Annotated in this window: 15 protein-coding genes and 1 pseudogene; 6 read left to right on the top strand and 10 right to left on the bottom strand. The window is 54.1% G+C overall.

Going from position 1 to position 15,857, the window contains the following annotated elements:
- Positions 1-477: 477 nt before the first annotated feature.
- Positions 478-692, top strand: a pseudogene (locus tag AB6T85_RS00615) (site-specific integrase); the annotation flags it as partial.
- A 347-nt stretch (positions 693-1,039) separates the two neighbouring features.
- Here AB6T85_RS00615 and AB6T85_RS00610 read toward each other — a convergent pair.
- From AB6T85_RS00610 to yobA, 3 genes are read right to left on the bottom strand one after another with little or no spacing between them, the layout of a single operon-like run.
- Positions 1,040-1,378: a YebY family protein gene (locus AB6T85_RS00610; protein WP_125287886.1), complete on the bottom strand. Its 339-nt coding sequence runs from the start codon at positions 1,376-1,378 to the stop codon at positions 1,040-1,042.
- A 49-nt stretch (positions 1,379-1,427) separates the two neighbouring features.
- Complete coding sequence (gene copD / locus AB6T85_RS00605; protein ID WP_369894567.1) at positions 1,428-2,306, bottom strand: copper homeostasis membrane protein CopD; 879 nt, start codon at positions 2,304-2,306, stop codon at positions 1,428-1,430.
- Between the two features lies 1 nt (position 2,307).
- A complete protein-coding gene (yobA, locus tag AB6T85_RS00600; protein WP_253460786.1) occupies positions 2,308-2,679 on the bottom strand; it encodes a CopC domain-containing protein YobA in 372 nt (123 codons plus the stop codon).
- A gap of 149 nt (positions 2,680-2,828) precedes the next feature.
- Between yobA and AB6T85_RS00595 the strand changes: the two genes are divergently transcribed.
- The 3 genes from AB6T85_RS00595 to exoX all read left to right on the top strand — a co-directional run bounded on the left by AB6T85_RS00595 (position 2,829) and on the right by exoX (position 4,567).
- Positions 2,829-3,059 (top strand): DNA polymerase III subunit theta, encoded by a 231-nt coding sequence (locus AB6T85_RS00595; RefSeq protein WP_125287889.1) that lies wholly within the window; start codon positions 2,829-2,831, stop codon positions 3,057-3,059.
- 74 nt (positions 3,060-3,133) lie between these two features.
- Positions 3,134-3,892 carry a carbon-nitrogen hydrolase family protein gene (locus AB6T85_RS00590; RefSeq protein WP_253460783.1) on the top strand — a complete coding sequence of 253 codons (759 nt, stop codon included), beginning with the start codon at positions 3,134-3,136 and terminating at the stop codon, positions 3,890-3,892.
- 12 nt (positions 3,893-3,904) lie between these two features.
- On the top strand, positions 3,905-4,567 hold the full coding sequence (gene exoX / locus AB6T85_RS00585) for an exodeoxyribonuclease X (RefSeq protein ID WP_253460780.1): 663 nt from the start codon (positions 3,905-3,907) through the stop codon (positions 4,565-4,567).
- Here exoX and AB6T85_RS00580 read toward each other — a convergent pair.
- Together AB6T85_RS00580 and AB6T85_RS00575 are read right to left on the bottom strand one after the other, a co-directional pair.
- Complete coding sequence (locus AB6T85_RS00580; RefSeq protein WP_369894818.1) at positions 4,564-6,627, bottom strand: prolyl oligopeptidase family serine peptidase; 2,064 nt, start codon at positions 6,625-6,627, stop codon at positions 4,564-4,566. The two genes, exoX and AB6T85_RS00580, sit on opposite strands and share 4 nt — an antisense overlap.
- A 138-nt stretch (positions 6,628-6,765) precedes the next feature.
- On the bottom strand, positions 6,766-7,410 hold the full coding sequence (locus tag AB6T85_RS00575; RefSeq protein ID WP_301252184.1) for a tellurite resistance TerB family protein: 645 nt from the start codon (positions 7,408-7,410) through the stop codon (positions 6,766-6,768).
- A gap of 208 nt (positions 7,411-7,618) precedes the next feature.
- Here AB6T85_RS00575 and AB6T85_RS00570 point away from each other — a divergent pair, with 208 nt between their 5' ends.
- Positions 7,619-8,449, top strand: a complete 831-nt coding sequence (locus AB6T85_RS00570) for a sugar phosphate isomerase/epimerase family protein (protein WP_301729448.1) — start codon at positions 7,619-7,621, stop codon at positions 8,447-8,449.
- A gap of 153 nt (positions 8,450-8,602) precedes the next feature.
- Here the strand turns inward: AB6T85_RS00570 and AB6T85_RS00565 are convergent, their stop codons facing one another.
- Positions 8,603-8,965, bottom strand: coding sequence for a YebG family protein (locus AB6T85_RS00565; RefSeq protein WP_301252185.1), 363 nt, complete (start codon positions 8,963-8,965; stop codon positions 8,603-8,605).
- 138 nt (positions 8,966-9,103) lie between these two features.
- Between AB6T85_RS00565 and purT the strand changes: the two genes are divergently transcribed.
- Positions 9,104-10,282, top strand: a complete 1,179-nt coding sequence (gene purT / locus AB6T85_RS00560; protein WP_301729447.1) for a formate-dependent phosphoribosylglycinamide formyltransferase — start codon at positions 9,104-9,106, stop codon at positions 10,280-10,282.
- Between the two features lie 233 nt (positions 10,283-10,515).
- Here purT and AB6T85_RS00555 read toward each other — a convergent pair whose 3' ends face one another.
- From AB6T85_RS00555 to AB6T85_RS00540, 4 genes are all read right to left on the bottom strand, one after another.
- On the bottom strand, positions 10,516-11,154 hold the full coding sequence (locus AB6T85_RS00555) for a bifunctional 4-hydroxy-2-oxoglutarate aldolase/2-dehydro-3-deoxy-phosphogluconate aldolase (protein WP_253460768.1): 639 nt from the start codon (positions 11,152-11,154) through the stop codon (positions 10,516-10,518).
- Between the two features lie 207 nt (positions 11,155-11,361).
- Entirely contained in the window at positions 11,362-12,837 is a 1,476-nt protein-coding gene (gene zwf / locus AB6T85_RS00550) for a glucose-6-phosphate dehydrogenase (protein WP_301252187.1), read from the bottom strand.
- 491 nt (positions 12,838-13,328) lie between these two features.
- Complete coding sequence (locus tag AB6T85_RS00545) at positions 13,329-14,552, bottom strand: MFS transporter (protein ID WP_253460762.1); 1,224 nt, start codon at positions 14,550-14,552, stop codon at positions 13,329-13,331.
- An 18-nt stretch (positions 14,553-14,570) separates the two neighbouring features.
- Positions 14,571-15,839 carry an ATP-grasp domain-containing protein gene (locus AB6T85_RS00540; RefSeq protein WP_253460758.1) on the bottom strand — a complete coding sequence of 423 codons (1,269 nt, stop codon included), beginning with the start codon at positions 15,837-15,839 and terminating at the stop codon, positions 14,571-14,573.
- Positions 15,840-15,857: the final 18 nt, after the last annotated feature.

Below are 15,857 nucleotides of genomic sequence, written 5' to 3'. Positions count from 1 at the left end.
ACATTTAAAAAACAGTCCGGCAACCTTAATTCAACGTAATTCTGGCACGCGAGAGTGGTCGGGCTGAATCACGTTGCCGGACTACGCTCAAATTAAGGCATTACTGACCGCGTGCATGAAGTACGTGCAGACCGTTGATACCGGCACGCCGGATATTGTCTGGCCGGGAAAGCCAGCATGATACCAATCCCCGCCCGGCGGGGATTATCTGATAAACATACCTGATGCCGGGATGTTTAATTCTGCCACGCAATCATTTCATCCAGCCGTTTCAGTATCTCAGGAAAATAACTTTCGTTGATACTGAAATCTCCTTTAACCCGGACACTGTCAGCATGTGCTTCTGGTCTAAGAACATACTCAATAATCACACTATCAACATCATTCAGTTTCCTGAGTACCAGATCTAATTGATGGCGTTCACTACGAAATTCAAAAGGCTTTATATCACTTTGCGCGATTAATGCTTCGTAATAGTTACCAGAAGGCCAAATGAGCCACGGCGTGCGTCACGGCTTTGCCAGCCACTTTATGATGGCCGGAGGTAATATCGTGGTATTGCTACGCATCTCAGGCCATTCCGATATCGGCGTGACCATGCGTCATGCGCACCTGATCATCTGGAAGAGGCCGTGACCAACAATCTGCTGGCAAGAATGGCGCTAAAAAGTGACTACAAAGTGGCTTCATAGGTTCTTACAAGGGGTAATAGGGTACAACAGGGCTGGGCATAAATGATTGATTTATCTATAAGTTACTGTTTCAAAATCCTAAACAAAAAAAGACCAAAGACGATTCCTGTCTTTGGTCCAGGGGAATGGCTCTGGTAGGAGCCGTGCGCTAAAAGTTGGCATTTATGCAGGCTATGACGCCTTGCTCTTTATAAGGTAGTTCAGGCGCGGAGATTTTCCAGCTGTAGGGTTCAGGGCCAGCTAAAATATGACAGCTCTGTGATCGTAACGGCAGAAACAGTGACAAGATGGCAGGAGTGGACAATTACTGCTACCGCGCTGGCCGGGAAGCCAGCGCGGCAAAACGTTTAATCACACAGCTTTTGCGCACGCTCAATAATTGGCGTCAGGCTCTTTTTCTGGCCCGGCTGCGCAGGGTCATCAATCTGAATAACGTCGATCGGCTGGCCTTTCACCTGCCCGCTTTTCAGCTGCTGCTTTGCGATATCGTTCAGCGGATACTGCATCAGCGTGCTGGGATTAATTGCGTACAGCGCGCCGTCTTTGGTACAGGTCAGCATCACCTCTTCGCGGTTAAAGGCCCATTTGTCCTTGCCCACTTCAAAGCGGCTGACGGTAATCACCTCTGACGCCATCGCGCTGGAACAAAAACTTAAAGCTAGCATCAGGCCGACTAATTTTTTCATGATGTTGCACTACCTCTTGTAGAAACGCCCAACAGCAGGCGGTAAAAATTCAGGCTGGCTCCAGAGTAGCAAAGACGCTCACCAGCGCTATTACCAGCGCGGCAAGCAGCAGCTCGGCCAGCGTGGTCAGGATAAAAAGGTGCCGGGCGCGCTCCCCGTCGGGCTGAAAGCGCGGCACCAGCCAGTAACGATTAAACAGCGCGACGCCGCACATCACCGCTACCAATAGCGCCTTCAGCAGCAACAGCTGGCTGTAGCGCCCAAATGCCGGCGGCCAGCCAGGCAGCAGGATAAAAGCGTCAATCGTGCCGCTGATAATAACCAATGCCACAGCCAGATGACCGTAACGGGAAAAGCGCATCAGCGTACGGATAGCGTCATAGCCCGCCGGGAAACGCGCCATATCGCGCATCAAAATCACTACCGGGAGCAGGCCGCCCGCCCAGAAGGCAGCCGACAGCAGATGTACGCTATGATTCAGACGCTGTAGCCAACCGGCCGTGCCATCCAGCATGGTCGCATGGCCCACAAAGGCCAGCCCAACCAGCTGCCCCGCCCCACTCAGTAATAACAGCCACTGCCGCAGCTGTCCCCTGGCTGATAAGGCGACGACGCCCAACAGCGCGGCGAGCAGCTGCCATTGCCAGGCCTGCCCGAAACGCGTTTGCAGCACCGCCTGCCATATGGCGCTATCGCCAATATCGCGCCAGCCGTCGGCCATCAGACCGGTTTGCGCCACCAGCAGCATTATCGCCGTTGCCAGCGCAAGCAGCGAAGCCGCCACCAGCAGCCGGTGAAGACGCCGTGCCAGATGCGGCCGGAAACGCGCGGGCGCCAACAGCGTGGTGTAGATTGCGCCGCCCGTCAGCGTCATCAACGCGGCAAAATGCAGCCAGCGAGAAAGCAGATAAAACAGGCTGAGGGACATATTACTGCACGCTAAAGGTGTAGGTTCCTTTAGTTTTATGACCATCAACCGACAGCACATGCCAGTTGACCTGATACTGTCCGCTGCTCAGCGGCTTCGCCAGCGGCACGATTAGCTGATTATGCTGCTTTGGTGCACGCTCGGCTTCGGAGAGCGGCATGGCCTGCTGCTGAGCGTTCGTGACCTCAACGCCGCTGAAAGCCGGTTCGATATCTTCCGAAAACGTCAGCGTCAGCGCCTGCGGCGAAGCTTCCACATTGGCATTCGCTGCCGGGTACTGGCTTTTAAGGTGGGCGTGAGCAGAAACCTGCTGTGAAAAAGCGGCGGCACTCAGCGCCAGCGCGAAAATCATTGACCTACGCATTGAATCCATCCCGTTTGGTGCAGCCCGGGGCTGCGACAAGGCCGAAAGAATACTCCGCTACCAATAAAGTGTCGAGTCGTTAAGGGCTTTACCCCGCCGTCAGGCTTGCGAAACGCGGCCGTCTGCTTTATTTTTGCCGCGAGTCAATGGAGGCCATCATGAACTACAATCTGGCGGTGCTGCCGCAGGAAGAAAAAGACAAAATCAATGTTGATATAGCTGCCGCAGGCGTGGCGTTTAAAGAGCGCTACAATATGCCGGTCGTGGCGGAGATGGTGGAGCGCGAGCAGCCGGAGGCCCTGCGCGACTGGTTTCGTCAGCGGCTGACGCATTATCGACAGGCGTCGCTCAGCCTTTCCCGCCTGCCGTATGAGCCGAAGCAAAAATAGTTACGCGAATAACTTGTGTTTCCTGGTCGCTTCGGTTGAGATAACGTCTCAAAAACCGTATCGCGAGTATATTTATGTCCGTCTGGAGCATCGCCGCCGCGCAATCAGGGTCTCGTCCCGGAGAAATCGAGTGGAATATAGAACGCCATCTGGCTTTTGTTCGTCAGGCCGCTGAACATCAGGTTGATTTACTGCTGTTCCCGGAGCTTTCCATCACCGGCTATGAGCTTGCGCTTGCCAGCCAGCTGGCGATGTCGATAGACGATGTGCGCCTTAACGCTTTTGCCGAAGCGGCGACAGAATACCGTATGAGTATTGTTACCGGCGTTCCTTTGCAGGATGGCGATAAAATACGCCTTTGCGCGCTGGCTTTTTTGCCTGACGGCACGCGCCTGGCCTATTTTAAACGCAATCTGGTAGAGGCGGAAAAACCCTTCTTCCATCCCGGACAAAGCGTTCCCGTGTTTGGCTACCAACATCATCATGTGGCGATGGCGGTCTGCGCCGATATCAGCGTGGAAGACTACGCTCGCGATGCCGCGCATCGTGGCGCTAATCTTTATGCCACCAGCGTGCTCCTTTCTGAAAAAGGTTATCACAAGGATTGCGAATATCTGGCGCGCTGGTCGCGTAAGTTCAATATTGCCGTGCTGATGGCTAACCACGCTCTGCCCACGGGCGGTTTTGACAGCGCGGGGAAAAGCGCCGTCTGGGATGAAAATGGCCGGCAGGTTATCGCTGGCGGTCGTGGCGAGCAGCTGGTTATCGCCCGACGTCAGGACAGTAAATGGCAGGGCGAAGTACACGATTTACGCACGGCTACCGCCCTCTGAAAGAGAGAAATTATGTTACGCGTAATAGATACCGAAACCTGTGGCTTGCAGGGCGGCGTAGTGGAAGTCGCCTCCGTTGACGTTATCGACGGCAGGATCGTGAACCCTATGAGCGATCTGATCAGTCCGGATCGGCCCATCAGCCGTCAGGCTATGGCCATCCACCGCATCACTGAAACGATGGTGCTGGGCAAGCCCACCATTGAAGAAGCGATTGGCCGCTATCACGGCAGCCCTTACTACGTCGCTCACAATGCCAGCTTTGACCGTCGGATGCTGCCGGAAATGCCGGGCGAATGGATTTGTACTATGACGCTGGCGAGAGGCCTGTGGCCCGGAAAAAAATACGGCAACCAGGCGCTGCGTGAAGCTTTACAGCTGGACGTGACGCCGCCAGCGGATCTCCACGCTCACCGGGCACTGTACGACTGCTACGTTACGGCGGCTTTGCTGATCCGTATTATGGAATTTTCCGGCTGGGATGCGCCAGAAATGGTGCGCCGGATGCAGGTTCGCGGCTCCAGCGCCACTTTCCCGTTCGGCAAATATCGCGGTAGCCGTATTGATGATGTGGTGAAGCGCGATCCGGGATACCTGAAGTGGATGCTAAAAAATATCCCGGATCTGAAGCCCGATCTCAAAAGCGCGATGGAACGGGCTCTGTCGGCGGATTAACGGGCGCTGGCGGCGCTTAGCGTCTCCTGCGCCAGGCCAATCAGGAAAGCGTATTCCAGCGCCACGCCCTCATAAGATTTAAAACGGCCTGATTTACCGCCGTGCCCCGCATCCATATCGGTACAAAGCAGCAGCAGATTATCGTCCGTTTTAAACTCACGCAGTTTCGCGACCCATTTCGCCGGTTCCCAATACTGAACCTGGGAATCATGCAGCCCGGTGGTCACCAACATATGCGGATAGTGCTGCGCGGTGACGCAGTCATAAGGGCTGTACTGACGCATATAGCGATAGTAACGCTCGTCCGCCGGATTGCCCCACTCATCATATTCTCCCGTGGTCAGCGGGATAGATTCGTCCAGCATCGTGGTGACCACATCCACAAACGGCACCTGCGCCACCACGCCGTGAAAGCGCGTCGGCGCCATATTGATAACTGCGCCCATCAGCAGGCCGCCAGCGCTGCCGCCCATGGCATAGAGCTTTTCCGGGTTACCATAGCCTTTTTCCACCAGCGTATTGGTCACGTCGATAAAATCATGGAAGGTATTGAGCTTGTTCAGCAATTTGCCATCTTCGTACCACTGCTGGCCCAGCTCGCCGCCGCCGCGAATGTGCGCCAGCGCGAAGACGAAGCCGCGATCCAACAGGCTCAGGCGGCTGGAGCTGAAGTCCGCATCCATACAGCTGCCGTAAGAGCCATAGCCGTAAACCAGCATCGGGCTCTTACCAGGTCGATAGTGCTGACGGTGATAGACCAGCGAAACGGGCACTTCCACGCCGTCACGGGCCTTGATCCAGTGATGTTCGCTGCGGTAGTCGTTGGCGTCAAAACCCTTAACTTCCGTCTGCTTGAGGATTTTCCGCTCGCCGCTGTCCATATCCAGCTCGAACAGCGTATCCGGCGTGGTCATTGAGGAGTAGCCATAGCGCAGCTTGCTGGTATTCGCCGTGGGATTGACGGAAAGCCAGGTGACATAGGCCGGATCGTCAAAAGCGATACCGTAATCTTCTCCGCTCTGCCAGTTAATCTGCCGCAGGCTGGTCAGGCCGCGCTGACGCTCTTCCACCACCAGCCAGTCGCGAAACAGCGCAAAATCCTCCAGCATAACGTGATCGCGCGGCGCAATCAGCGTTTGCCATTTTTCCTCTTTCACATGATCGGTGAGATACAGGCCGAAATTTTTGCCTTCGCGGTTGGATCGCACGTAAAAATGGTGATCGTAATGATCCAGGCTGTATTCGTGATCCTTACGGCGCGGGCAGAAAATTTGCGGCTGTGCATCGGCAAATTCGGCGTCCAGCAGCCGGATTTCGCTGGTAGTGGTGCTATTGAGCACAATCAGAATAAAGTGCTCGGACATCGTTTTATGCAGGCTGACGTAAAAAGTCTCATCCTGCTCTTCATAGACCAGTTCGTCATCCCGCTGTGGGGTGCCCAGCCGGTGACGCCATACCTGCCAGGGCAGCAGCGTCTGTTTATCCTTCAGCACATAGTAAAAAGTGCGGCTGTCGCTGGCCCAGACGAAGCTGGAAGAGACGTGATCCAACACCTCCGGATACCAGTTGCCGGTTTTAAGGTTGCGGAAGCGGATGCCGTACTGACGGCGCGACAGAAAATCCTCCGCCAGCGCCATCACTTCATTGTTTGGGCTGATGCCGAGGCCGCCCAGCGTATAAAATTCGCTGTGGGCGGCGCGCTGGTTGCCGTCAACGAGCACCTCCCACTCTTCCGGCGTGGCGGTTTCTTCCGGCTGGCGGGTGTAGACGGCATATTCGTTGCCCTCATCATAGCGTCGCTGGTAGCGATAGCCGTTTTTGACATAGGGAACGGAACTGTCGCGCTGCGGCACGCGATCGACCATCTCTTTCAGTAATTTTTCCTGCAGCGCCTGCTGCGTCTGCATTACGGCCTGCCCGTAGTCGTTTTCCGCATGCAGGTAGTCCAGCACGGCCGTATCTTCACGCTTGTCGTCACGCAGCCAATAGTAATTGTCTATGCGCGTCTCGCCGTGCGCGCTCATCTCGTAAGGTATTTTTTTAGCGACTGGTGGTTTTATCATTTGCTGCCCCGCTGAATCAGTTATACAGAGTAAGGGTGGCAGCTACGGCGGTGATTGCCAAGCGCAGCGCGTTGACAAGAGTTGATAAACAACGTTAAAAAAGCTTTCCGGGCCGGGTAAGGCGCCCGGAAAGAGTCAGGCGACCAGCTTTTGCTTCTCCTGCTGGATATCTTTCGCCATGCTCTCGCGGACGTCCTGCGGAATTTTCAGCTCGTCGCCCAGCGCCTGCAGATAGCTGCGCTCCATAAAGTGATCGACATCAATGACCAGATTACTGAGGAAGTAGAGTTCCAGCGCTTCCTCTTCGTTTTTCACATCCTGCGCCAGCATTTTAGGATCCAGCGGCATATCGATAGCGCGCTGCAACAGCTGCTCGCCTTCCGCGCCCAGCCCCGCCTGATGAATATGCTCATTGATGGCCTTACGTTCTTCGCCGTCAATATGCCCGTCGCTTTTTGCCGCAAACACCAGCGCCTGCACCAGCCGCTCCGCGCGTCTGTCCACTGCGGTGGCCTGCTGCCCAAACTGCGGCTCTTCACGATGCGTTTCGCTGACGCGCTGCTTGTACTTGTTCCAGAGCAGCGCGCCCGCCGCCGCGCTGCCGCCAATAATCAGCGCGTTTTTACCGTATTTGCTCAGCAGGTTACGGGAAGATTTATTGGCGATCAGCAGCCCGGCCAGGCCGCCTAAAGCGCCCGGCGCCAGCATTTTACTCAGGCCCTCGCCGCCGCCCTTGCCTTTCCCTAACACGGTTTGAATTTGTTGCAGCCAGTTAGTCATATGCTCTCCTTATTGTAAAAAAACCAGCATAGAGCGGCTAACGTCAGGAAGCGTCAAGTCAGGCAAAGCCTGGAAAACCTTTAGCGCGCTGATGAGGCTGGCGAATCGGCACAGGTCGCTATACTTGTCAGCAGGCGAGAGTCAAAAGGTCGGACCGTTTACCGGCTCTCTGTCCATTTTTTTGCTATTGAGCTTTAAGGGGAACAGGATGCGTTTTCAACATAATCCACTTTTTATTAATACGGTTTTACTGAGCGGCACAACGGAAGAGAAAATTATCGCCGCCGCTCAGGCTGGCTTCAGCCAGCTGGAATTGTGGCGGCAGGATGTGGACTCGGCTGAAGGTACGCCTCAGGCTGTAGCCAGCCTGCTTGAGGAACAGCGGCTTGCCCTGACGGATTACCAGGTGCTGCTGGATTTTGACGGCGCACCGGACGATCAGCGCGAGGAAAAACGCCGCGACGCGCTGAAAATGATGGAGACAGCGGCGGCGCTGGGCGCCACCACCCTGCTGACGCCAGCCTCTACGCAAAAAGAGTGTATCGCCGGGCGTGAAGAAGAGGATATTCGCTGGCTGGCGCAGGAAGCGGGAAAGCGTGGGCTGCGGGTCGCCTTTGAGGCGATGGCATGGAGCACCCATATCAATACTACGGCCGCCGCCTGGCAGCTGGTACAGCGTATTAACGAGCCTAATCTGGGCCTGGTCGTGGATGCCTTCCATATTTTTGTACGCAACCGAACCGTGGCCGACTTAAACGGCATCCCGATGGACAAAATTTTCCTGGTACAGCTTTCCGATTTAGCCACGCTGCCTTCCGGCAGCGAACTGGTGGAAACGGCAAGGCACCATCGGCTGTTGCCGGGCCAGGGCAACTTCCCGCTCTATACGCTGCTGGACTATCTGGAAGCGGAAGGCTACAGCGGGCCGGTTGGGCTGGAAGTCTTTAATGATGAGATTAAACAGCGCTCGCCTTCCGATGCGGCGAAAGAAGCCATGCACGCGCTGAAACGCTGCTGTGCGCAGGCGACAATCGCCTGAACCTGAAAAGCTGTGGTCTGTAAACGCTAAACAGAAAGATAAAAAGCCTGTCCGAGGACAGGCTGCTACTGATAACGCCCTCTTATCAGGGCATCTGGTAGCGACAGGGCTGGTAAACAAGCCACAACGTCACATACTACAGACGAGACCGCCTCAGGCTGCTTTAATGCGCCCCGCTTTGGGCTTCTTCTCTTCCGCATCGGCATCGGCATCGGCATCGGCATCGGCATCCTCAGCGGTTAACGCAGCGACTGACGCAACGGGACGGGAGGACTCCGCTTCCGGCATTTTGCTGGTACGCAGGATATGCTGCACGGCATCTTTGTTTTCCGACAGGAACATCCCCAACGCCTCGCGCTGATTTTCATCCATATCCAATGGCGCAGCGCTCAGCCAGTCGCAGAACACTTCGGCCATATCCAGCATTTTGTCATAAGCGTCGGCTTCTTTCTTACTGGCGAAAGTCATCTTTTCCTCACCTTTTCTGACGACAACATATTTGATTTCAACAGCCATAGTGCCCACCTCGTTTAACTGTATTTTTATACAGTATATCAGACCGGGAATTTTTCTCAAGCCCGGAAATCGGATGAAGACGCAATCGTTTTCGTTTATACTGCGCCCGCATTTTTTCCTCTAATCAGGTAGAGATTTATGACAACTCTTGGTACTGCGCTGCGTCCTGCGGCAACGCGTGTAATGCTGCTTGGCTCTGGCGAGCTGGGTAAAGAAGTGGCGCTGGAATGTCAGCGTCTGGGCGTTGAAGTCATTGCGGTGGATCGCTATGCCGATGCACCGGCGATGCATGTCGCCCATCGCAGTCACGTAATCAATATGCTGGATGGCGAGGCGCTGAAAGCGCTGGTGGCGCAGGAGCGTCCGGACTATATCGTGCCGGAAATCGAAGCCATCGCTACCGATATGCTGATTGAGCTGGAAAAACAGGGGCAGCGCGTGGTGCCGACGGCTCGCGCCGCTCGTCTGACCATGAACCGCGAAGGTATCCGCCGCCTGGCTGCAGAAGAGCTGGCGCTGCCGACCTCTTCTTATCGCTTTGCCGACAACGTGGCGGACTTTAATCAGGCCGCGCAGGAAATTGGCTTTCCCTGCATCGTGAAGCCGGTCATGAGCTCTTCCGGCAAGGGGCAAAGTTTTATCCGCGAGGCCGCAGGGCTTGCTGCCGCATGGGAATATGCCCAACAGGGCGGACGCGCCGGTGCAGGCCGGGTGATAGTGGAAGGCGTAGTGAAGTTCGATTTTGAGATCACGCTGCTGACCGTCAGCGCTGCCGACGGGATCCACTTCTGTGCGCCGATTGGCCACCGCCAGGAAGATGGCGACTACCGCGAATCCTGGCAGCCGCAGCAGATGAGCGAGCTGGCTTTACAGCGCGCGCAGCAGATTGCCGAGAAAGTGGTTATCGCACTGGGCGGGCACGGGCTGTTTGGCGTGGAGCTGTTCGTTTGCGGGGATGAAGTGGTGTTTAGCGAGGTTTCCCCTCGCCCGCACGACACCGGCATGGTAACGCTGATTTCTCAGGATCTTTCGGAATTTGCGCTGCATGTCCGCGCTTTTCTTGGCCTGCCCGTTGGCGGCATCCGCCAGTATGGCCCGGCGGCCTCGGCGGTGATCCTGCCGGAACTGAGCAGCGATAACGTGCAGTTCGCCAATCTGGATACGGTACTTGGCGCGGGCTTGCAGCTTCGTCTGTTCGGCAAGCCGGAAGTTCAGGGCAAACGTCGCATGGGCGTTGCGCTGGCAACCGGTGACGATATTGATGAGGCCGTGCAGCGTGCTGTCGCCTGCGCTGCTGGCGTAAAAGTCAGCGGTTGACGCCGTGCGCGCTACTGCATAATTAGCGTAAAATCTGCGGCTGATGCTGCCCCGCTTCTGCGCTGCTGGCGTAAAAGTCAGCGGTTGACGCTGTGCGCGCTTCTGCATCGTTAGCGTAAAATCAGCGGCTGATGCGCTCCCGCCTCTGTAAAGCTGGCGGCCGGCGCTGTACCCGCCTCAGCAAAAAGGATGGCCGCCAGCCATCCTTTTTTAGTTTTACGCTCTGAACGGCATTAGCGCGCGCCTGCTACCGCCTCTTTAGCCAGCTGCGTAATGCGATCGTAATCCCCTGCTTCCAGCGCATCCGCCGGCACCAGCCACGAACCGCCGATGCACAGCACGCTTTTCAGCGCCAGATAGTCCCGGTAGTTGGCCGGAGAGATGCCGCCGGTCGGACAGAAGCGAACCTGTGGGAAAGGTCCGCTGATGGCCTGGAGCGCTTTCACGCCGCCGTTGGCTTCCGCCGGGAAAAATTTAAACTCGCGCAGGCCGTGATCCATGCCGGCCATCAGCTCAGATACGGTACTGATCCCCGGAATTAGCGGGATTGGCCCTTCCACGGCAGCCTGTAGCAGCGGCTCGGTGATGCCGGGACTGATAACAAATTTCGCGCCCGCCTGGGTCACTTCCCGCAGCTGCTGCACGTTCAGCACCGTGCCCGCGCCGACGATGGCTTCAGGCACTTCTGCGATCATCGCTTTTATCGCATCCATTGCGCAGGCCGTTCTCAAGGTTACCTCAAGCACTTTCACCCCGCCCGCGACCAGCGCTTTCGCCATCGGCACCGCATGTTCCAGCTTGTTGACTACGATGACCGGTACGACCGGCCCGGTGGTAAGAATTTTTTCAGCGCTTGTTTCCCAGTTACTCATCGTCCTGCTTCTCCTGTCAGGCCTGCCTGCTTCAATAAGGCGGGCAAAAACGACGCGCGCGGCGTCCGAAAAGTGATCGTCTGCTACCATACAGGATTATGAGCGGGTGCGTCCATGCGCCAAAGATATTTTTGAAACTGCGGTTCAATTTTTTACAGGCCGACGCCAGGCGTAAAAAAACCCGCCAAAGCGGGTTAGTCGAGCGTTTTATTCGAACTCGTTCCAGGAACGGCCGTCGCGGGTAATCATCGCGACTGAGGCAACCGGCCCCCAGGTGCCGGCCTGATACGGTTTAGGCGCTTCGTTATCGGCCGCCCAGGCTTCCATGATGGAATCCACCCACTTCCAGGCCTCTTCCACCTCGTCGCGACGTACAAACAGCGCCTGAATGCCGCGCATCGTCTCCAGCAGCAGACGCTCGTAGGCGTCGGCCAGATGCGACTGGTTAAAGGTTTCCGAGAAGCTCAGATCCAGTTTGGTGGTTTGCAGATTGTGCTTGTGATCCAGCCCCGGTACTTTATTCAGGATCTGGATATCCACCCCTTCATCCGGCTGCAGACGAATGGTCAGCTTGTTCTGCGGCAGTTCCTGCCAGGAATCTTTAAACAGATTCAGCGCCGGGTTTTTAAAATAAACCACAACTTCAGAACACTTGGTCGGCAGACGCTTGCCGGTACGCAGGTAGAACGGCACGCCAGCCCAGCGCCAGTCGTCAATATCGACACGAATAGAGACGAAGGTTTCGGTATTGCTGGATTTGTTGGCGTCTTCTTCCTCAAGATAGCCAGGGACTTTTTTGCCCTGCACAAAGCCGGAGGTGTACTGTCCGCGCACGGTTTTATCGCGCACGTTAGTGTGGTCGATACGGCGCAGCGAGCGCAGCACTTTGACTTTTTCATCGCGGATACGGTCAGCGGTCAGATCGGCCGGCGGCGACATCGCAATCATGGTCAGAACCTGTAACAGGTGGTTCTGGATCATATCGCGCATCTGGCCCGCTTTATCGAAGTAACCCCAGCGTCCTTCGATACCCACCTCTTCCGCCACGGTAATCTGCACGTGATCGATGGTGCGGTTATCCCAGTTAGAGGCAAACAGCGAGTTGGCGAAGCGCAGCGCCAGCAGGTTCAGTACCGTCTCTTTTCCCAAATAATGGTCGATACGGAAAACCTGGTTCTCTTCGAAGTATTCGCCCACCTGATCGTTGATCTCGCGCGAGGTTTCCAGCGAGGTGCCCAGCGGCTTCTCCATCACGACGCGTGCAGGCTGCGCGTTCAGTTTAGCGGTGCCCAGACCTTTACAGATGGCGCCGAACGTTCCCGGTGGCATAGCAAAGTAGTTGATGGTGACGCGCTTTTTCTGGTCAAGCATTTTGCCCAGTTTGGTAAAGTGGGCCGCGTCATTAACGTCCAGATTACAGAAGTCGAGTCGGCTGCTCAGCTTATCCCAAAGCGCCTCGTCGATGGTTTCCTTCATAAAGGTTTCCAGCGCTTCACGAACGACTTTGGTATAAGCCGCTTTATCCCATTCCGCGCGGCCCACGCCAATAATGCGTGACTCTTCATGGATTTGTCCGGCTTTTTCCAGCTGGTACAGGGAAGGCAACAGTTTCCGGCGTGCAAGGTCGCCTTTGGCACCAAAAATCACCAGATCGCATGCCTGGGCTGTTTGTGTAACCGCCATTCTATTCTCCTCGTTGCAGGATAAACCCGACCGGCGGATCCCAGCGCGGTCAGGCTTTTAATTTTCTTTCAATACAATGTACTGCTTTTGCCGGGTCGGCGTAAACCTGGCGACGCCCCGCCAGCACAGAGTAGCCAGTCTCAAAGCTTTTTGCCGCCCAATACACAGGCAGTTTGTGCTTAAAATTTCCGCTCGCTTACTAAGCGTTCCGACCAGAAGCACACGGAATATAACGAGGATAATGCGTTAAAATCAGCGAAAAGCAGCTCAACGACAGTTAACTAACGCTTTTTACCGCAGCAAAAAATCATCGATTTCGCCTTTAAAAGAAATCGACGAAACAGATAGTAAAAAAGCACTGTCACTGTTTAAAGTTACAACAGAAGTTGCGCCAGTCTTTTCATAATCCGCCATGCAGCAGTATCCAGAATGTCGCGAAGAGAGCTAAACCTTCCCCCTTGCAGAACGCGAGCATCAGCGATGGCAAAATATCAGCTCGCCTCTTTTGGCACCTGAGGGAAATATTTTTTATAGCCAAACTTTAGTCGACCAACAAAAAGCAGGACTATGGTCAGTACAAACGAGAGCGCAAAGGCCAGTAGAATGATGTTCTGCAGCGTGGTCTTTTCAGAGAGCAGGCTTACGGCGAGGCCGCCTACTGGAATAGAAAGCAAATTCAACATGCCGACCACGCCGATTACCCTGGACAAAATTGCAGCAGGAATAATCGTGCTACGCATAATTCTGATATAAACGCTGAAGCCTCCGTCAAAGGCGCTCAGAAGCGCATAAAGCGCCACGTAAGCATAATAATTACCTGCCAGTCCAAGAAACAGGCCGCTCGCTAATATGATTAACAGTGAAAGTTGCCCAATCAGCGTCACGCTGAAGCGAAGCGTCAACCGAGGAATAAGGTAAAAAAGCAGCACTGACGCTAAAGCCGCAACGCTTTGCATCAGGCCTAACGCTCCCGACTCCAGCTTAAAATGCTTAAGGATAACGGCCGGAGAGATAGCTAAAACCACGCCATAAATGATATTGACAATCCATGTCATAGTGCACAGATAAATAATTTTCTTGTCTTCGAAAAGATAAACAAAGGCTTCGCGATTAGAGCGCAGGATATCTTTGACCTTAGTCACTCCTGCGGATTCAGGCGAGGCAATAGATAATGTTAAAAGGTTCGCGGCCGACAGCAAAAACAGCGCGGCCGAGATCAAAAGAATGCCATTTACGTGTGCGTGGCTATAAATAACAATGGCGATGGCTGGCCCAAGGATCTGTGAAAATTGCTCTACCGTCTGTATCCTGGAATGCACTCTGGCATACTCTTCACGTGGAACATTGGCCGGTATAATGGACTCGATCGAGACAAAATTCAGGACGTAACACAGAGACATGATGGCCATCAGCGTGGTCAGCGTGGCAAATATGCCGGTGATGTTAACCAGTAAAAAAGCAGCCGCCAGGGCTGCGCATCTGAAGACATCTAACGACAAAAATATTTTTTTGAAGTTTTTCCCCTGCAGTAAACTTCCGGCAATCGGAAAAAACAGCACTCGGGGTATCCACTCGATAACAAATGATAAAGCAGACAGGCTGGTCGAACCGGTTGATTTAAGGATAGCCAAAGGAACGGCGAACATCAGAAACTGATCGCAAAGGGCGCCCAGTCCTCTGCTAATGATGAATTTATGAAAATTAAAAGCGCCCAAAACGACTCCTTTACTCTGTTACACAGATTCCGTTATAAAAGTTTGCGCTGAAAGCGTTTTTGCCATTTCAAGATGTCGGGTAAACAGCGTTTCACTTTGCGTTTCGCCCGGCCAGAAAAATTCGATAATACCTTCCCGGTTACGCCACGAGTCCAGCGGAAAAATCTGTTGGCCCTGTACGGCCATGACATTGAGATGCAGGATTTCTTCAGGCAACGAGGCAGGCACGTTTATCTGCGTAAGCCTCCCCGTTTCCGCTTTCATAAAAGCAATAGCGGCAATGCCTTTGGCGGAGTCGAGGCGGGAAGCGAAAACCATTTCAGGATTAATATAGGATGAGACATGCAGCTGATAAGGGTTATAGCCATAAACCTTTTCAACCAGACTCATGATGCTATCACCGCCCGTCCTGGCAGCTACTTCAATAATTTTAATCTCGCCCTTAGCGCTGACTTTGGCTTCGAAATGAGCAATACCGTATTTAATCCCTAACGTACGACAGGTTCTTTCAGCAAGTTCAATAAGATCGCGATGGGAGGTAAATCGGGAAGGTACTACATGCCCCAGTTCAACGAAATGCGGCGGCGCGCCAAGGTATTTATCCGTCACGCCAATAACACGGCTAAAATCAGGGGTATTCAGGACTTCCACACTGACTTCAAACTCATATGCGATAAATTCTTCGACAATAAATAAACTTTCGTCGGCATTGGCTTCGCCATTGATGCTTTTGACATCGGCAATGCTTTTTTCGAAAGCGCGCACCAGCTCTTCTTCCGAAGAAACTTTTATTACGCCCAGGCTGCCCGCCATCAGGCGTGGTTTAATAATGGCCGGATAACCTGTCTGCGCAACGGCGCTACGTAGCTCGTCAAGTTTGGCAACCTGATAATATTTTGGCACCGGCAGGCCCGCATTTTGCAAACATTCCCGCATGATAAATTTATCTCTGCATCTTTCGACAACGGAGAGATCGTTGTGGGGTAATCCGTAATGTTTAGCAACGAAGGCAGCAGTAACTACGGTAAAATCATTGGTAGGAATAACCGCCCTCGGCGTTCTTCCGGTTAATTCCTCGTACCGTATAACTTCCTGTAGAACTTTCTCATGATCCGAGATGGGTGCACAAATATAGCCATCAAAATATTTAAGCGTATGAGAAAAAATAGTATTACTGACGGTAAAAACATCCATTCCTTCAGAAGCGCGTAAAGCGCCGGCAAAGGCACGTTCGCGGAAAGGGACTTCTGCCCCTACCAGAAGGATATAATCGCCATGCTTATTCATAAACTTCCCTCTAAATAA

This window comes from Erwinia aeris (assembly GCF_041224955.1).
Lineage (GTDB): Bacteria > Pseudomonadota > Gammaproteobacteria > Enterobacterales > Enterobacteriaceae > Erwinia > Erwinia aeris.
This window is presented reverse-complemented; position numbering and strand designations above follow the sequence as displayed.